14 protein-coding genes are annotated in these 16,570 nt (G+C 59.7%); 7 read left to right on the top strand and 7 right to left on the bottom strand.

The window, feature by feature from the left end:
• Window positions 1–113 precede the first annotated feature (113 nt).
• The 3 genes from C6558_RS23670 to C6558_RS23660 all read right to left on the bottom strand — a co-directional run bounded on the left by C6558_RS23670 (window position 114) and on the right by C6558_RS23660 (window position 4,165).
• The gene (locus tag C6558_RS23670) at window positions 114–737 is read right to left on the bottom strand and encodes a hypothetical protein (protein WP_107027770.1); all 624 of its coding nucleotides are present in this window, start codon (window positions 735–737) and stop codon (window positions 114–116) included.
• A 121-nt stretch (window positions 738–858) separates the two neighbouring features.
• Window positions 859–2,871 carry an ATP-binding protein gene (locus tag C6558_RS23665; protein ID WP_107027769.1) on the bottom strand — a complete coding sequence of 671 codons (2,013 nt, stop codon included), beginning with the start codon at window positions 2,869–2,871 and terminating at the stop codon, window positions 859–861.
• Window positions 2,861–4,165: an SIR2 family protein gene (locus C6558_RS23660; protein WP_107027768.1), complete on the bottom strand. Its 1,305-nt coding sequence runs from the start codon at window positions 4,163–4,165 to the stop codon at window positions 2,861–2,863. Before C6558_RS23660 ends, C6558_RS23665 begins: the two co-directional genes overlap by 11 nt.
• Before the next feature lie 606 nt (window positions 4,166–4,771).
• On the opposite strand from C6558_RS23660, the gene C6558_RS23655 reads away from it, so the two are divergent.
• A complete protein-coding gene (locus C6558_RS23655) occupies window positions 4,772–6,523 on the top strand; it encodes an adenylate/guanylate cyclase domain-containing protein (RefSeq protein ID WP_107027767.1) in 1,752 nt (583 codons plus the stop codon).
• Between the two features lie 142 nt (window positions 6,524–6,665).
• Here the strand turns inward: C6558_RS23655 and C6558_RS23650 are convergent, their stop codons facing one another.
• From C6558_RS23650 to C6558_RS23635, 4 genes are all read right to left on the bottom strand, one after another.
• Window positions 6,666–7,004: a hypothetical protein gene (locus C6558_RS23650; RefSeq protein ID WP_199197049.1), complete on the bottom strand. Its 339-nt coding sequence runs from the start codon at window positions 7,002–7,004 to the stop codon at window positions 6,666–6,668.
• A 188-nt stretch (window positions 7,005–7,192) separates the two neighbouring features.
• Window positions 7,193–9,196: a hypothetical protein gene (locus tag C6558_RS23645; protein ID WP_107027766.1), complete on the bottom strand. Its 2,004-nt coding sequence runs from the start codon at window positions 9,194–9,196 to the stop codon at window positions 7,193–7,195.
• A gap of 126 nt (window positions 9,197–9,322) precedes the next feature.
• Window positions 9,323–10,159, bottom strand: coding sequence for a hypothetical protein (locus tag C6558_RS39715; RefSeq protein ID WP_146160906.1), 837 nt, complete (start codon window positions 10,157–10,159; stop codon window positions 9,323–9,325).
• On the bottom strand, window positions 10,156–10,995 hold the full coding sequence (locus tag C6558_RS23635) for a 3-keto-5-aminohexanoate cleavage protein (RefSeq protein WP_107027764.1): 840 nt from the start codon (window positions 10,993–10,995) through the stop codon (window positions 10,156–10,158). Before C6558_RS23635 ends, C6558_RS39715 begins: the two co-directional genes overlap by 4 nt.
• A gap of 91 nt (window positions 10,996–11,086) precedes the next feature.
• Between C6558_RS23635 and C6558_RS23630 the strand changes: the two genes are divergently transcribed.
• The 6 genes from C6558_RS23630 to C6558_RS23605 are packed head-to-tail and all read left to right on the top strand — an operon-like array spanning window position 11,087 to window position 16,551.
• Window positions 11,087–11,971 carry a MurR/RpiR family transcriptional regulator gene (locus tag C6558_RS23630; protein WP_107027763.1) on the top strand — a complete coding sequence of 295 codons (885 nt, stop codon included), beginning with the start codon at window positions 11,087–11,089 and terminating at the stop codon, window positions 11,969–11,971.
• Window positions 11,968–13,305, top strand: coding sequence for an aspartate aminotransferase family protein (locus C6558_RS23625; protein ID WP_107027762.1), 1,338 nt, complete (start codon window positions 11,968–11,970; stop codon window positions 13,303–13,305). Before C6558_RS23630 ends, C6558_RS23625 begins: the two co-directional genes overlap by 4 nt.
• Window positions 13,306–13,328: 23 nt before the next feature.
• On the top strand, window positions 13,329–14,069 hold the full coding sequence (gene glnH, locus C6558_RS23620; protein WP_107027761.1) for a glutamine ABC transporter substrate-binding protein GlnH: 741 nt from the start codon (window positions 13,329–13,331) through the stop codon (window positions 14,067–14,069).
• Between the two features lie 58 nt (window positions 14,070–14,127).
• Entirely contained in the window at window positions 14,128–14,784 is a 657-nt protein-coding gene (glnP, locus tag C6558_RS23615; RefSeq protein WP_107027760.1) for a glutamine ABC transporter permease GlnP, read from the top strand.
• Window positions 14,781–15,509 (top strand): glutamine ABC transporter ATP-binding protein GlnQ, encoded by a 729-nt coding sequence (gene glnQ / locus C6558_RS23610; RefSeq protein ID WP_107027759.1) that lies wholly within the window; start codon window positions 14,781–14,783, stop codon window positions 15,507–15,509. The genes glnP and glnQ overlap by 4 nt, the downstream gene beginning before the upstream one ends.
• On the top strand, window positions 15,499–16,551 hold the full coding sequence (locus tag C6558_RS23605) for a C45 family peptidase (RefSeq protein ID WP_107027758.1): 1,053 nt from the start codon (window positions 15,499–15,501) through the stop codon (window positions 16,549–16,551). Before glnQ ends, C6558_RS23605 begins: the two co-directional genes overlap by 11 nt.
• Window positions 16,552–16,570: the final 19 nt, after the last annotated feature.

Below are 16,570 nucleotides of genomic sequence, written 5' to 3'. Positions count from 1 at the left end.
CTTTCAGGCACTAACATTCTCAATATTCGACCGATCCTGCATCCACTCCGATTGTTCGCATTGTCACCAACGCGTCGTCGAGACTTCGCTGGAATCAGTCGCAACAGCGGCAGTTATCCCGCTGCCAATTGACCTTCCGCAGTGAGGTGGATCACGTGGGGCACAGGCAATTCCTTGACCCTTCCGCTGGTAATGCGCGGATCACCGATTGGGCAGCGAAAAAGTTCGAGGAAGAACCGGTACGTTGTCCATGTGCAGACGCGGTGGATGTCCCGGTTCTGGGTACCGGTGAAACGGGTAGCCGATCCGGCACGGAATCCTTTGCTTGAGTAACTCATTACGAAGGCGCTCGGAGTATGACCCAGCATCTTCTGGCATTGCTCCCCCAACTCATCCATCACGGCGTTCGGCACCGGTTGGTAGGGCTCGGCCTTCTTCGCTTGGATTAGAACCCCTTTGGAGTACCTTTCGGTCGGGGTGTTGACGGACACGTGCAAGAGAATGTCTGCGCCAATGCGCTTTTCTTCACCAGCCTTCCCTTTTCCATTCCGCACGATGGCGCTTGACCAGGAAAGTCCCCCGATCTGCCCGGTCATTTTGGAGTCAAGCTGACTAATTAGATAAGTGCTGATCTCGGGCTCGTCGAACACCCCGCCGCTGTTGTATTTCTCAACGGTGTTCCAGACCGCACCATCTGCCGCGCGTGCAGCGGCCTGCATAGCTTCGTCGAACCTCACAGTCCGCTCCCCAGTTGTTGACGGACTCTTATCCGATTGATCCGGCCTTGAAGAAAGTCACGGCGTTGCCTTGCCTTCCGAAGTTGCGTCGCTACGTGTACCGATTTCCACCGCCCTTCCATCAAGGCGCCCCCGGTGCTGTCATAACGGCAACCTGCACCTCCGACCCAAGCGTCAATGAGGTTGTTCGTCCATCTTCCTGAAACCATAGATCGACGATCTGAGCATCAGTGCTTGCAGGCAGTGGGTCAGCACGGCGAACCTTGAACGTCGTAGGAAGATTGACGGAATTGCCGAAGACGAGCGCGTGCTGCTTCGGAAGCGAAGGCAGCCGTTTTAAGACGCTGTCGGAAATGAAAGGTGTCATCTGCCTGATCTGGGACAGGTCATCAGGGTTTTGAATTCGGTGAACAACAAAATTCGAACACTGAGAAAGCACGGTCTTGGACAATTCGCTTGGGCGCTGCGATGCGACAAGGAGGAACAAGCCATATTTCCGGCCCTCCTTGGCAATGCGCTCGAAGATGCGCCCGGCGTCCATGGCATATCGCGATGGGGTCGAAGCTACGTAGCGATGAGCCTCCTCGAGCAACAGATGCACGGGGAAGTGGTTGCGTGGCTCAGCATGCCGAAGGAGTCGAAACACCATTCGCGCGAGTACCGCGCTGATGAGCTCTACCACCTCGTCTTCCACCGCGTTCATATCGAGAATGACGATCTGGGACGATTTGACGTGTCTGTCCCCTTGAGCGGCAGTCAGGCCCAGCAAACCGGCAAGGAATTCGAATTGCGACACCTGTTCGGTGGATGTATGCCGGAGAAACTCGTAATCGACCCGTTTCTCCAGCGCCTTGAAGCGGGTGACCATCTGCGAACAGTAATCCCGGATTTGGCGGTTTCCGTGAGCTTCCTCGTAAAGCAAGGCCAGATCGATCGCGTCTCCAAGCGCAATGAAATCGAAAGGTATGTTTTCGTAGTCGGGGAATTTGATCGCCGGGTCGATGAAACCGCCCTTACCGTTGGAACCCGCGAGGTATGTATATGCGTTCGTCAGGCCGGGCATGTTCCCGAAATTGACCTTGATGTCCTGATCGAGGACGCTCGCATTTATCTCAGACGTGCGAAATCGCTGCAGGATGCCGCGAATCCGCGTCTCCTTCGCCCCTGGCGGTGTTTCGTCACCCAATATCTGTGTGATGCAGGTCGCGAGGATGTGGTTTCTGATCTTCGTGAGTTGAGCTCCCGAAGCTTGGCCGAACAGCGAAACCAAGCCCAGTGCCATCCGTAGGATGGGGAGTTGCGTTCGCTCGCTGGCCTGCAGTAGGAGCTCCCATTCCGAAAGGTCGAGGAACCAATGGGGCAGTCGGAAGGCCCCGGCGGCGGACGTGCCGTCGATGATAAGCCGCTTGACTCCGATCTGGGCCCGGCTTCCCAGTTCCTTGAATGCTTCATGGTACTCGCCGTTTACGTCAAGGACGACGAATGTCGCGCCTCGGGCGCGATGCTCGTCCGCTTTTTCGAAGAGCGATTGCAGGACCGATGCGACGGTGCACGACTTACCGCTCCCGGTGTTGCCAAGCACCGCCACGTGGCCGCCGAAAAAGTCGTCAATCCTGACCTTGACCTGGTAATCTTCGAAGATGACGGACTTGCCGATGACCAGATTGCGGAAGCGGGTCGCATTGGGTGGCGTCGGCGGTCCCCCGTCCACGCCCGTCGAGGGCTCCGTGTCTTTCTCGGTGTCGAATATGCGATCTAGTTCAGCGTCCAACGAATACAAGACGTCGGCGAAAAGCGAAGGGAAAACCGAGACGCCGAAGCGGAACTTTCCGTCACTCGCCATGGGGAGCATCCCGACCGGGACGAGATCGAGAAACTTGGCTGCATTTGCCTTTTCCATTTCTCCGCCGTCACGGGACTGGCCGTCCCTTTCCCGCAAGCCCACGACCTCCGCCACGACATACTCGGGAGGCGTGGGAATCATCAGGAACGATCCGAGACGTGCGACGTAGTGAACGCCGTCGAATCCGACGACAGTAAAATTGTCGGTTCCGGCGTGAACCTCGACTACAAACCGATCCGCGGAGACGGATATCACCTTACCGATGGCGCGGCGGCGGTCGTCATTGCCCATCTGCGGCGTCTTTCTTCGCTCCCATGGTCTCCATAACCAGGCGAACCGCGTCGTCTATCCTGTCGCTCTGCCGCTGCGGCATGAAGTGCTCGACGATCATATTGAAGTAGTGAGCGGGGTTTTTCTCATCGGGACCGTCGCCGCCGATGATCCAGATGCGTTCGTCACGGAGGCCGCGCAGCTTTGCGATCTCTCCCTTGGCGTTGGGATTTGCGAACACGATCAGCCTGAACGTCGGAATGGTCAGTGCCTGATAGATGATGTTGTTTAGATGCTCGTCGCCGAACGCGAAACCGGCCGTGATCAGAACGCTCTGCTCTCGCACGATACGGCTTTGAAACTCGCGGAAAAGGTCGGAATAAGGCGAACCAAGACTCGAATTCTGCTTAGCCGGAGTCGGATAGATCATAACCTTAGACGCGCCGTCCTGCGGCCAGAGCTCGCGGATGGGAAACAGGCCGTGGTCATCCTCTGTCCAGCTCAACGAGCCGTGCAGCTTGCAAAGATACACAAATCCGTCGACGGCGGACCACTTTCGGCTCGTGACGTCGAGCTGTTCGGCGAGGGCATAGCGGAAAGTGGCAGGATTGAATCGACGCTCGACAACTCCCGAAAACCCGTTGGCATATGGCAAACCTAGGCGATCCATCGCGCGCTCGTTGAAGAGGTCGTAATTCGTTGTGAAAATCCATGGCCGGGGCAACGACCTATCCCGTAGCACCAGGCGGCGGTAGAAGCTCTCGTACACGTCCAGGACCGCGTTGTCTCCGGAGGCGAACTTCCCTTTTGTGCACCTTTCCCAGAGAAAGGTTTTCACCTTGTTGATAATGCCCTCGACAGTCTCAAGGAAGCTGGCATGCTTGGGATTGTCGCTGCGCCTGTAGATGAACGCCAGGCTGAACAGGAGCTCCATAAGCCGTTCGAGATTCCACGTGTATTCGGTATCTTGTAGGGCTGCACCTCTCACTTTGAGAAACTCGACTTCTTCGGAAGTAAGCCCCCACTCGGGCGGTTTGATAGGGTCGAGATTGTCGTCGAAGTCCGGCGGCAAGGGATGCTTGCAGAACTCGGAAGCCAACGGGGCCATCGTCGGGACACCCCGCTGCTTATCGTCGATTTCCAGCGAGGAGCAGCCTGCTCCGAGGAGAAACGCGATGTTGCGCGCATTGAGAGCTTCGCTCAGAGCTTTCCGAACGATGCTAGGCCCACTCTCCCAATCGAGCGCCGTGCTCGACTGATCCCCATGACGAACGAAGTGAAATTGCCGCGGCTTCGCTGTGTCCTGATCCGACACCAAATTCTCCCACCTGAATGTAATCGGAACGGGCACCGACGTGAATCACATGCTCCGATTGCGAAACACTATATAATTTGGCCGTTATATCCAGTGTCAGGTGGCCACATAGACCAAGATGGGCCCTTTTTTTGCAGTAGTGGACGCTGCCAGCTTTGCGCCGTCCAAAGGTCAGTCTTGTCATCGCGCTGAACCGCCAGTGCATGATCTTCTAGTCGTAATTGCGCGAATCTGACTAAACGGTCAGCCTCCAAGGTAGATTGGTCAGTTTGTTGTTGGGATGCGATGTCCGCTGGTGGCGCGGCCCTTGCGAAGCAGACTGACGGCTCTCAGGCGTTAGAGCGGTTAAAGTAAACGGCCGAAATGGGGGCGCAATGCTGCCGTTCACAGACTTGAGCGTGGACGTCGCCTAGGGGCGGACAGAACCGGTGCTCCCACGAGCACGCTACGGCTTGTTGCCGTGATGTTCACGTTTTGGGCTTCCAAAATCGCATAATGTATCGCTTGGAACCGGAATGACGTTCGCGCACCGAGGTAGGCACCACGCACGCCAGTCCAATTGTGTTATGTTCGATCAGCTACTCTCAAACCGGGAGATCGGCGGCGATGGAAACCACAGCCGACCAAACTGATCGACGCTTGGCTGCCGTCGTTGTGGCGGATGTCGTCGGATATTCCCGCATGATGGGGGTCGACGAACGCGGAACGCTCGATGCTCTCGGCAAAACCCGTGAGACTGTTGTGGAACCACTGGTTAGGGCGTGCGGCGGCAGGATCGTCAAACTACTCGGAGACGGCCTCCTCATCGAATTTGCAAGTGTTGTAAATGCGGTCGACTGCTCGATGCGCCTTCAACGGCAGGTGAAAGAGGCCAACTCAGTCCATCCCGACGAACGGAAGATCGTCTTCCGAATAGGCATCAATCTCGGCGATATCATAGCTCAGGGCGACGACATATATGGCGATGGCGTCAACGTTGCTGCTCGTCTGGAACAGCTCGCAGAACCCGGTGGCATCTGCATCTCAAGTAAGGTGTTCGACGAGATCCAAGGCAAGATCAACGCGGCGGTGCGAGATCTGGGCGCGATCCCGCTCAAGAACATCCAAACCCCCGTCAGAGCGTATTCCATCGACGCATGGAGTCCGGCGGCTTCGCCTGTTTCCTTGGGTTCATCGCCTAATGTTTCTCCGGAATCTACGACGATCGTCGTTTTACCGTTTGCCAATCTGTCTGGTCGCGACGACCAGAGTTTTTTCGTAGACGGCATCACCGAAGACATCGTCACAGAACTCAGCAAGCATCGAGACCTGTCGGTAGTCGCTCGAAGCACCGCCTTCGCCTACAAGGATCAGCCCGTGAACGCCGCCGAACTGGGGCGGAAGCTCAGAGCAGATGTCGTCGTTACCGGAGGCGTCCGACTGGCGGACCAGCGCGTTCGCGTGACGGTTCAGCTCGTTGACACCTACACGGGTAACGAAGTCTTCTCAGAGCGCTTCGATCGCCGGGTCGAGGACATCTTCGCTGTGCAAGACGAAATCGTCGACGCGATCGTCGGACGATTGTTCTTTAATTTGCAGACTGCCGTCAACAACGCGCGATCTAGAAATCCGACGACCAGCGTATCGGCATATACGAACTGGCTTCGCGCAGGCGATGCCTGGCGCAATGGCGACGAAGTAGCTGCGCGCCAGCACATGCACAATGCAATTGCGATCGATCCGACTTATGCACCAGCCTTGGCATCGCTATCGCTGATGTACGCCTACTGGCGGTTCAGTCACCCGGCGCGGGAGACTGACGATGAGCGCAAGCAGTATTCTATCCAGTACGCCAAGAAGGCGTTGATCAATGGCAAGAGCGACCCATTTGTGCTGACGAGTGTCGCGGCATGCTTTCTTTTGGCCGGTGCGATCCAGGACGCCTTGCGTCATTCTGAAATTGCCACCGCCCTCAGCCCCAAGGACATTAATGTCCAGGTCGCAAGAGGCATGATCCTCTCCTATGCCGGCCACCACGACGAAGGTCTCTCTCTCGTTCAACGAGCATGCAGCTTCGAGCCCTTGTTGCCACCGACGTTCATCTCCAGCTTAGGGGATTGCTTCTACCTTTCCCGTGAATTCGGGAGGGCCCTAGAAGCCTATCGCTCGCTCATCGATGCTCCCTCTTTCTTCCGGCTGAACGAGGCGGCATGCCTTGCGCAGCTTGGGAGGATCAGTGAGGCAAATAGGGCCGTGAGCGAGCTGCCCGATGACTTCGATGCCGCCCTGTACGCTCGCATTACCGCCGACATCTGCAGCTCGAAAGAGGACGCGGCTCTTTGGTTTGATGGCTTTCGTCATGCTGGAGTTGCGGTCTGAGGCAGAGGGAAACTAACGGCCGAGAGTTCCACTCCCTTCAAGGCGCTCAATTCAAGAGAGGCGTAGTGCACCGCGGCCGTCGATCCCGGATTTCAGAGGCTTGCCAGCATTCGCCTTGCGCCGTCAGGCAGTCGGGCTCTCGCTATTGAGTTTGCTTTTCGTCGGTAAAAGATAAATTCGATGGCTCCTGCAGTTTGCCCAGCGTTCCGTCCTTTCGAAAACGAATTCCGGACACCATGAAACTGACACCGCTGCCGCTTGAATAAAGGGTTACTTTCGTGACCGAAAGCCGCAAGAGCTTGCCCCGGCTGTCGGACGTCACGACGTCTCCAGGCACGATTCCGAGGATTGATCGGGCAAGCGCCGATCGTTCCGCCTCAAGCTCGGTGTCCCATCGTTCGAGCTCTGTTTCGACATGCCGAAAAGCATCGCGCGCTGCCTGGAAGGGGCGTTCCTCTCCAAACCATAATCGGTCAACCACGGAAAGAACTCTCCTGGAACCTCCTTCTGCATCGCGTATGCGGCACTGCTCATCATCTCATGGATCGGCTCTGCCTCCTGCAGGGCGCGAAGGCGATCGGCGTACGGCTTGATTGCCACTTCCGAGATCACCGGTGAAAGCGCCTTCGAGGCGCATCACTCAGGCAATGCGCCTCGAAGGCGCCTTCATCAACCCGGCGTCGCTTGCCACCCATCCTCGACCTCGCTTGGAAGCCAAGTGCCTCCCCGACCACTCCCTTTTTGCAGAGCAAACCGCGCAGGATTGAGGTTTGCCGAAGCGGTCTCCAACTCAACCGCTCGGTGGAATGAACGCCACTGGAAAATAGCGCGACGTCGCACAACGCCCTCAACCAGATCAAGAGGATCAACGAGTTCGACGATTTCAGCATCAGGCCCGGGCGCGAACAAATGTACTGGGACGGAGTTGCCGTCAGGCTTCAGCATCAAGATGCCGAACGAGGACTGGTTGGCGGGCATATCGGGCCGGGAAACGACGTCAAACCTCAAAGTGACAACCTGCGCGTCTGATCGTGCTAGTCTTAAGATCAGCTGTAGCTGGTCGTCGGGGGCAAGAGCGGGCTCGGCCGAATCCTCGTTCTCACGAAGCTGGGCGCAGTCGAGCTTCATGGCGTGGAAATCCCCTTCGCTGGTGCCGGTCAGATAAAACGTTCCCCACTCGTTGGAAGCCTCTGCATTCACGATTGCCGTCTTGCCGCCGAGCTTTGCCGGTTTTACGGCGCCACTTCGTTGACGCTCCACTGTCAGCTCGAGGAGAGCTCCATTGTAGCTCAGTCTATTGCCGTCGCCGGGCTCGAACTTCATTGTCACGTCACCACCGGTCATTGCCGGACGCAATGAAAGGCCGAGTTCCACTCGCTGATCGGGCCTTATGTCAGCCATATCTGCAGCGAAAACGAAATCAACATCAGCCGTAGCAGGTGATCGCTTGCGCGCTAGTTTCGCAAGGCCGCCTAGCTGATCATTATATTCGGGATCGTCGAACCGGAAAAACAGCGGCGCCTCTACTCCGGGAGCTGCGAGCCCCTGCCCTGCTGTCAGCAGGTCCACACGGAGCTGACGCAGAAGAGGGCCCTCAGGACGCTCATGGCTTAACGTGACCTCCAGCACAGCGCTCGTTGCCGGCGCGGCAGCTCGCAAGGCATCACGAGCGCTTTGTACGATGCCCGTCCCACCGGCTTTACCCCTGAAATCAGTCAAGCTGCAGACCGCGGATTGGGCCGATAGAATTCTAGCGACTGCCGCCCATTCATAGCGATCGGTCGCAAGAACGATGGCCGCACTCACGACCGTCCAAACCGGATTTTCAATGGCGCCATAGATAGCATCGACGGCAATTACAACCTCGCCATCCCAATCCGGCGTGGCGATTCCTGCCCTCGGCGATTGAAGCACAAGCCGCATGGCGTGCAATGAGCGCGGCCGACGGTCAAGACCGACGGGTAACGCGGTCTCACCAAAACGGCTCGCACGCGGTCCATGGAGGATCATACTGGGGTTACGCGAAAGGTTGAATGGGCCAGTTTCGTGCGAGCTGGCACGCGCCCGGTCGTTGCGCGCAAGGATCGGCGGACGAGGCTGGCGCATGTTCAACGGGGACTGAGATGCCTCCAGGATCAGCTGATGGTTGCCGTCATCCACGATCGAGATCAGGCCGGTGCGCGTTGCAGCTAGCGCACCCGACCGCGGCGATATCCGACTGGTGCACACTATGGCGGGTGCGAAGGACTGCGTCGTGTCCTTCCAGTCGTCCTCAGGAATATGGGCGAGCTTCGGTGACCCATGATTTGCCGGAAGAAGCGAGCCTGGTAGTTGCGCTCCAAATTGATCGGGCAGCGCAAACGTAATTTGCGGGCCGGCAACGCTGAACGGACGAAATGCCGTATGGTAGCGGTCAGTGATCCAATAGGCCGATGCCTCATTCGAGCCGAGCGCGTCTCCAAAACTCGCGCCACCGCCGGCGGCAAGTGACCATGCCATAGTGACGCCTGTTGCAGTCAGCCTGTAGTCGGGCTCTTCCTCGCCGTAAGTCCACGATGGTTCTGACGTCAGAAGTCGCGGCTCTGCAATGAGTGGATGGTAGCCCGCGGACGTGCGTGCCTCGCCAACGCCGTGGCGCGCGACCTGCTCACGTTGCCGCTGCGCAGGCACCATGGCCCCTTCAATGGCGCGGGGTGGCGTTGCTCGCAACGAAGCCGGCCGCTCTGATCGAACGACGCTGGCCCAGGAACTAACAACGCCGTCGCGCTCGGCATAGATCGATGCAAGACCAGCTGTCGCTCATGGCGCAAGGCGCAAAAGACTCAGGCGCCCCCATTCGGGAGCATTCGAGAGCATGGTTTGGAAATTATCGTGGGAGACACTTTCAAGCTGCTCGACGATCAGACGCTGTGCATCTCCGTCACGAGCGCGAGCCACCAGCCTCAGCAGCACAGACACTGCCTGTACATCGCTAAAAGCAGGCGAAGACAGCGATGGACCTGCGATAAGGTCGCGCACCAAACGTTTGCGGAAGCGAGTCATTGCGAAGGTATAATCATCGACATCGATCGTGGTCGCGTCGACGAGCGGATGCTTGGCCGGATCCTTTACCTGTGGAAACAGATCGTCACCGGCAATCCCACCAAACGGACGAAAACCGATAACGATAGGGTCATTGATGCCCTGGCCGATATCAGCAAGTGCCGAAAGGTGCATAGCGGTGGCAGCTCCTGGAAGGTTCCAGGCAGGCCTCCATATCCCACCGTCTTGACGCAATACGACGGCCTGAAATACCGGGCGATGGCTTGCATTTGAATTGATTGCCGCCAACAACCTATCGGCCAATGTGCCGGCGATGCCTCCTGGTCCGCTCGCGGCGAGATGCAGGAAATGCGGTGCCGCAGAATAGTCAGTCAGCGGGGAACCTGCCTGCCCGACAAGCGGAGAAAAGCCAGTATCGAACTTGCGGATATCTGTCGGCTTCGTGCTTGGGGGAGTAGTGACAGTCGCAAGGTGCGCGAGAAATTCGCGACGCGGTATGAGTCGAACAAGCTGGTGCGCTCGGATGGTCGTCTTGCTCGGAGCTAGCAAGGCAGATTCTTGGTGATGGCAGACTATGTTAATCGGATTGTTCACGACGCGCCGTCGGCGCTGCCACGCAAACAAGCGGCGTCGCACAAATCATATCCAAGCCCGTTAAGCGACGTCGCTACCGCCGTGACTAAGGGGGCATTTGCCGATGCCAGGTTGCCGTCCGGCATATGGAAATTGTTTTCGAACCCGACGCGAACATGACCGCCGAGCAGGGCGCCAGCTGTGACGCACGCCGCCTCGTGTCGGCCGAATGCGCATACACTCCAGTGAGAAAATCTCGGCGCGTCCGGCGCGAGGAAGGGCGACAGATCGGAGGGCTGCGAAGTCTGGGAGACGGTATAGCGGCCGAGGACGTAGAGCACCGGGATATCCGGCCATGGCACAAGGCCACGCCGGATCATCGCGGCAAGGCGGACAGCTTCGGAAGGATCATAGAGGATGATCTGCGGCAACACATTTTCCCGCTTCATCCAACCAAGCGTTTCGGAGAAATCCGGCTCTGCGGCTTCGTCCGGCACGAGTTCGCGTAGGGCCAGCGATGCTGCCTCCGGTCGCACGGCCTTCAGGACGGCGATCTGCTCGGCAGGGGCATAGATGCCGAGCGCTTCCGTCGTGATTTGGATCACCAGGCGATCGCCCACTTCCGCGCGGATGGCGTCGATCGCCTGCCGGTAGGCATCGGCGTCGAGAAGGTGGTTGCCGTCCGGACGGCGCACATGAACATGTATCATTGCTGCGCCGGCCTCCAGGCATTCGCAGGCGGTGCGTGCCAGTTCGACCGCGGACAGCGGGATCGCCGGATGGTCCGCCTTAGTGCGGCGTCCGCCGTTCGGCGCCACTGCAATCGCCACGCGATGCGGTTTATACGGGGTCGTCATCCGTTGGGTCCTCTATGATCCGTGCGGATCATATTTATACATCTATGAAACATATGTTGCAACACGCCAACGAAGGGTGTAATCGACTCTCATGCAAACCGCTCCTCTCGCAGAAACGATCGTGCAGGCCTTCGATACGATGTCGGAGCAGCTCCAAGCCGCCGCGCGCTATATCCTGAACCAACCGCGCGAGGTTGCGCTCCTCTCCATGCGCGAGCAGGCGCGACAGGCGGGCGTCCAGCCTGCGACGATGACGCGGCTTGCCAAACATCTCGGACTCTCCGGTTATGAGGATGTCCGCCAGCAGTATGCGGATGCCATGCGCAACGACGTGACAGGCTTTGCCGGTCGCGTCGGGGCGCAGGCAAAGAGCCAGAAGCTCAAGGGCGATCAGGAGCTGGCGACCGACATGCTGAGTGGAATCGCTGCGCAGATCACCCAACTTTCGCAGCCGGCTTCCCTTGAAGCACTGGTTGAAGCCGCCCGGCGGCTGAGTGCGGCGCGGCGTATCTATTGCCTCGGTCTGCGCTCCAGCCATTCGCCGGCTTGGCACCTGCATTACATCCTCTCGCTTGCCGGCAAACACTCGATCATGCTGGATGCCGTAGGCGGTATTGGCGCTGATGCGCTTGCCAGCGCAACAACCGACGACGTGATGGTCGCCGTCAGCGTGCTGCCCTATACGCGCCAGACGATCGAGATCGCCGAATATGCCGGCGAGGCCGGCGTACCGCTCGTCGCGATCACCGATAGTGTCGTCGCCCCGCTGGCCCAGCTTGCTGCTTGCACGGTGGTCGTGCCGACCGAAAGCCCATCCTTCCTCCATACCATGTCGCCGGCCTTCGTCGTCGCTGAGGCGCTGGGCGCCTTGGTCGCCGGCCAGGCGGAGGAAACGGCGGGGGCAGCACTCGCTGGCGTCGACCGCCAGTCGGCCGCCCTCAACACCCATCTCAAGACAAGGATGAAGCGTCCGTGACCCGCATTCTGCATCGCGCCATCCATTCCCGCATGCCGGTCGCCGTCGGCGGCAAGGGCATCGAACTGTTCGATGCTGAGGGCAAAGCCTATATCGACGCATCGGGGGGGGCGGCCGTCTCTTGCCTCGGCCATGGCCATCCCGCCGTTATCGCCGCACTGCACGAACAGCTCGACCACCTTGCCTATGCCCATACGGGCTTCTTCACCTCCGAAGCCGCCGAGGCCCTGGCCGATCTCCTGATCGAAGACGCACCACAGGGGCTGAGCCATGTCTATCTCGTCAGCGGCGGTTCCGAGGCGGTGGAGGCGGCGCTGAAGATGGCGCGGCAATACTTCGTCGAGAAAGGCGAACCGCAGCGCCGCCACATCATCGCGCGCCGGCAGAGCTATCACGGCAACACGCTCGGTGCGCTAGCGGCGGGCGGCAACGAATGGCGGCGCGCGCAGTTCAAGCCACTGCTCATCGAAACCCACCACATCGATCCCTGCTATGCCTATCGGTTGCAGGAGCCGGGCGAGAGCGACGAGGCCTATGCCGCTCGTGCCGCACAGCAACTCGAGGACAAGATCCTCGAACTTGGCGCCGACCAGGTGATCGCCTTCGTGGCTGAAACCGTGGTGGGCGCGACGGCCGGCGCCGTGCCGCCGGTCGCAGATCACCTGAAGCGTATTCGCGGCATCTGCGACCGCTACGGCGTGCTGCTCATCCTCGACGAGGTGATGTGCGGCATGGGCCGCACCGGCACGCTGCATGCCTGCGAACAGGAGGACGTTTCGCCCGACCTGATGACCATCGCCAAGGGCCTTGGCGGCGGCTACCAGCCGGTGGGCGCCGTGCTGCTGTCGGACAAGATCTTCGACGCCTTCGCGAACGGCTCCGGCTTCTTCCAGCACGGCCACACTTATATGGGCCATCCGATGGCGGCGGCCGCCGGCCTTGCCGTGCAACAAACGATCCGCCGCGAGGGCCTGCTTGGCAACGTTATCGCCATGGGCGCGGAGCTGGAACGCCAGCTAATCGAACGCCTCGGCAACCACCACCATGTCGGCGATATCCGCGGGCGTGGCCTGTTTCGCGGCGTTGAATTGGTCGCCGACCGTTCCAGCAAGCGGCCCTTCGATCCGAAACTCAAGCTGAACGGCCTGATCAAGAAAGAGGCCATGGCGCGCGGTCTGATGGTCTATCCGATGGGCGGCACGATCGACGGCCGGCTCGGCGACCATGTGCTGCTCGCCCCGCCCTTCATCGTCGACCGCGGGGACGTCACCCGCATCGTCGAACGGCTGGGCGATGCGATCGACGCCGCCACGAGTGCTCTTCCACACGCATAACCAAGCAAAAAAGGGGAACTATCATGAAACTGCGTTATATTCTGTTTGCCGCCGCCGCAACGGCGCTCGCCCTTGCTTCGAGCGCGCGCGCCGAAGACTTGGTGGTCGCCACCGATACGGCCTTCGTGCCCTTCGAGTTCAAGGAAGGCGACACATATGTCGGCTTCGACATCGACATGTGGGATGCCATCGCCAAGGAGATCGGTGTCACATACGCGCTGCAGCCGATGGATTTCAATGGCATCATCCCCGCGCTCCAGACCAAGCAGGTCGACGTGGCGCTCGCCGGCATCACCATCAAGGACGAGCGCAAAAAGGCGATCGACTTCTCCGACGGCTACTACGACAGCGGTTTCCTGCTGATGGTGCCGGTCGACAGCACGGTCAAGGCCGCAGAGGACCTGAGGGGCAAGATCCTGGCCACAAAGACCGGTACTTCGGCGACGGACTACGCCAAGGAAAACTTCAAGGAAACCGAGCTGAGGCAGTTTCCGAATATCGACAACGCCTATCTGGAGCTCCAGACGGGCCGCGTCGACGCCGCCATGCACGACACGCCGAACGTGCTCTACTACGTGAAGACGGCCGGCGGCGGCAAGGTGAAGGCGGTCGGCGAGCAGATGATGGCGCACCAGTACGGCATCGGCTTCCCCAAGGGCAGCGAACTGGTCTCCAAGGTTAACGCGGCGCTCGCCAACATGAAGAAGGACGGGCGCTACACTGAGATCTACCAGAAGTGGTTCGGTACCGAGCCGAATCTCTGAAGCCTAGTCGAGCGCGCCGGCAAATCCTGCGCGCCCTCCTCTCGCCGGGAACAGATCCATGGAATTTGACTGGTCCGTCATTGGCGAGGCCATGCCCGCCTTGCTGAGCGGTGCGCGCCTCACCATCCTCATCACCATCGCTGGCCTCGTGGGCGGTCTCATCGTCGGCTTCCTCGCGGGCCTGATGCGCGCCTATGGCAATGCGCTGCTGAACGGCATCGCCTTTGTCTATGTGGAGCTCGTCCGTGGCACGCCAATCGTCGTGCAGGTGATGTTCATCTATTTCGCGCTGCCGGTGCTTGCCGATATTCGCGTCAACCCGATGACCGCCGCTGTCACCGCCATCATCGTCAACGCCGGCGCCTATATCGCCGAGATCGTCCGCGGCTCCTTCCTCTCCGTGCACAAGGGGCTGAAGGAGGCTGGGTTGGCGCTTGGCCTGCCGATGTGGAAGGTGCTGGTCTACATCATCGGCCCCGTCGCCTTCCGACGTATGATCCCGCCGCTCGGCAACCAGTTCATCGTCAGTCTCAAGGATACATCGTTGTTCATCGTCATTGGTGTCGGCGAACTTACCCGCCAAGGCCAGGAGATCATGGCCGCCAATTTTCGCGCAGTCGAGATCTGGAGCGCGGTGGCGATCCTTTATCTGTTGATGACCGGAAGCCTGACCCTCATCCTGCGCGTCACCGAAAAGAGGATGCGAATTCTGTGAGCATCGTTGAATTTCAAAAGGTCACGAAAACCTTCGGCCCCGTCGTGGTGCTGCGCGAGGTCGATCTCAACATCGATGCCGGCGAAGTGGTCGTGTTGATCGGCCCCTCCGGCTCGGGCAAGTCCACCCTCCTGCGCTGTATCAACGCGCTGGAAGAGATCAGTGGCGGCGATCTCGTCGTCGACAGGATCAGCGTGAAGTCCGGCCGTTCCCAGGTGCGCCATATTCGTCAGGAGGCGGGCATGGTCTTCCAGCAGTTCAACCTTTTCCCGCAGATGACGGCACTCGAAAACGTCGCCTTCGGTCCCCGGCGCGTCCGGGGTTTGAGCCGCCCGGAGGCGCTGGAACAGGCGAAAGCCTTGCTCGCAAAGGTGGGCCTTGCCGACCGTGGCCACCATTATCCCTCCGAGCTTTCCGGCGGTCAGCAGCAGCGTGTGGCGATCGCCCGGGCGCTTGCCGTCAAGCCGAAGCTTATGCTGTTTGACGAGCCGACCTCCGCGCTCGACCCGGAACTGCGCCACGAAGTGCTGCGCGTGATGCAGGCGCTCGCCGAGGAAGGCATGACGATGATCGTGGTTACGCACGAAATGGCCTTTGCCCGGCAAGTCGGCACGCGGCTGATCTTCATGGAGGACGGCAAGATCTCCGTCGACGGAAAGCCAACCGACCTGCTCGCCAATCCGGAAAATCCACGCCTGCGGGAGTTCCTACAGCATGTCCACTGACAACCGGCTGGGCTTCATCGAGATCGCCGGCATGCCTCATGAGATCGGTTTCCAGCTGGGTCGCTTCGGCCGGGAGATCGTGCACCGCCATCTCATCATCGGCCATGCCTGGGCCTCGGTCATGGCTTTTCTCGACGATCCGCGGGTGGCCGTCATGCGCCGGATGGTCGAGGCGCGCTTCCCTGCTTATTGGGCGGAGCTCCAGGGCCTCGCACTCGGCCTCGACCTTCCATTCGAGGACGTCTTCCTCTGGAACTGCCGCGGCGACGTCTGGGCCTTCGCCCCGGACGGCTGCACGACTGTGCAATTGCCGGGCGACGAGCCCATCCTGGCACACAATGAGGACGGCGACCCCGGCTTCCGCGGTCATTGCGCGCTTGCCCATATTCGGCCCGAGGGGGCCACCTCCTTCACCAGCTTCGTCTATCCCGCCTCGATCCCCGGCCATACCTTTGCCGTGACCGAGGCAGGCCTCGTCCAAACCGTAAACAACATCCGTTCTCGTGGCATCGGCGTCGGCTTGCCGCGCATGGTGCTCGGCCGCGCCCTCTTCGATTGTCGCTCGCTTGACGAGGCTGTTCGCCTGATTGAGACCTCGGAGCGCGCTGGCGCCTTCCATATGACCCTTGCCCAACAAGGCGATAGCCGCCTGCTCAGCGTCGAGTACACTCACACACGCTGCGCTGTGGTCGCGGTCGATCGCCCGCAATGCCACGCCAATCATCTGGTCCATGAGGCCATGATCGGAGAGCGGCAAGTCATCACCGTCTCTTCCCGTTCACGCCAAAAGCGCGGCGATACCCTTCTCGCCGAAGAGGCCACGCCGACAGATCCCCTCGACATCCTCTGGGACAAGACCGTGTCGCCGCTTCCAATCTATCGTGCGCAGCATGACGACCCTGACCACGAAAATACTCTTGCAACAGCAGTCTTCCGGATAGGTGCCCAATCGATCAGTTGGAGGGTTTATGATCACGCCGGCGACGCCCCATGCATCTTGATGGACGGAACACTTCGTCACGACAAAAGCCGTACGGGGTGAGCCGGTATGCCGCCAGTTG

Source organism: Ensifer sp. NM-2, from assembly GCF_003024455.1.
Lineage (GTDB): Bacteria > Pseudomonadota > Alphaproteobacteria > Rhizobiales > Rhizobiaceae > Ensifer > Ensifer canadensis.
This window is presented reverse-complemented; position numbering and strand designations above follow the sequence as displayed.

Coding starts and splice junctions, on each gene's coding strand:
- C6558_RS23665 (WP_107027769.1), bottom strand. CDS start 2,871: ATGGGCAATGACGACCGCCGCCGCGCCATCGGTAAGGTGATATCCGTC.
- C6558_RS23655 (WP_107027767.1), top strand. CDS start 4,772: ATGGAAACCACAGCCGACCAAACTGATCGACGCTTGGCTGCCGTCGTT.
- C6558_RS23645 (WP_107027766.1), bottom strand. CDS start 9,196: ATGGTGCCTGCGCAGCGGCAACGTGAGCAGGTCGCGCGCCACGGCGTT.
- C6558_RS23635 (WP_107027764.1), bottom strand. CDS start 10,995: ATGACGACCCCGTATAAACCGCATCGCGTGGCGATTGCAGTGGCGCCG.
- C6558_RS23630 (WP_107027763.1), top strand. CDS start 11,087: ATGCAAACCGCTCCTCTCGCAGAAACGATCGTGCAGGCCTTCGATACG.
- glnH (WP_107027761.1), top strand. CDS start 13,329: ATGAAACTGCGTTATATTCTGTTTGCCGCCGCCGCAACGGCGCTCGCC.
- glnP (WP_107027760.1), top strand. CDS start 14,128: ATGGAATTTGACTGGTCCGTCATTGGCGAGGCCATGCCCGCCTTGCTG.
- C6558_RS23605 (WP_107027758.1), top strand. CDS start 15,499: ATGTCCACTGACAACCGGCTGGGCTTCATCGAGATCGCCGGCATGCCT.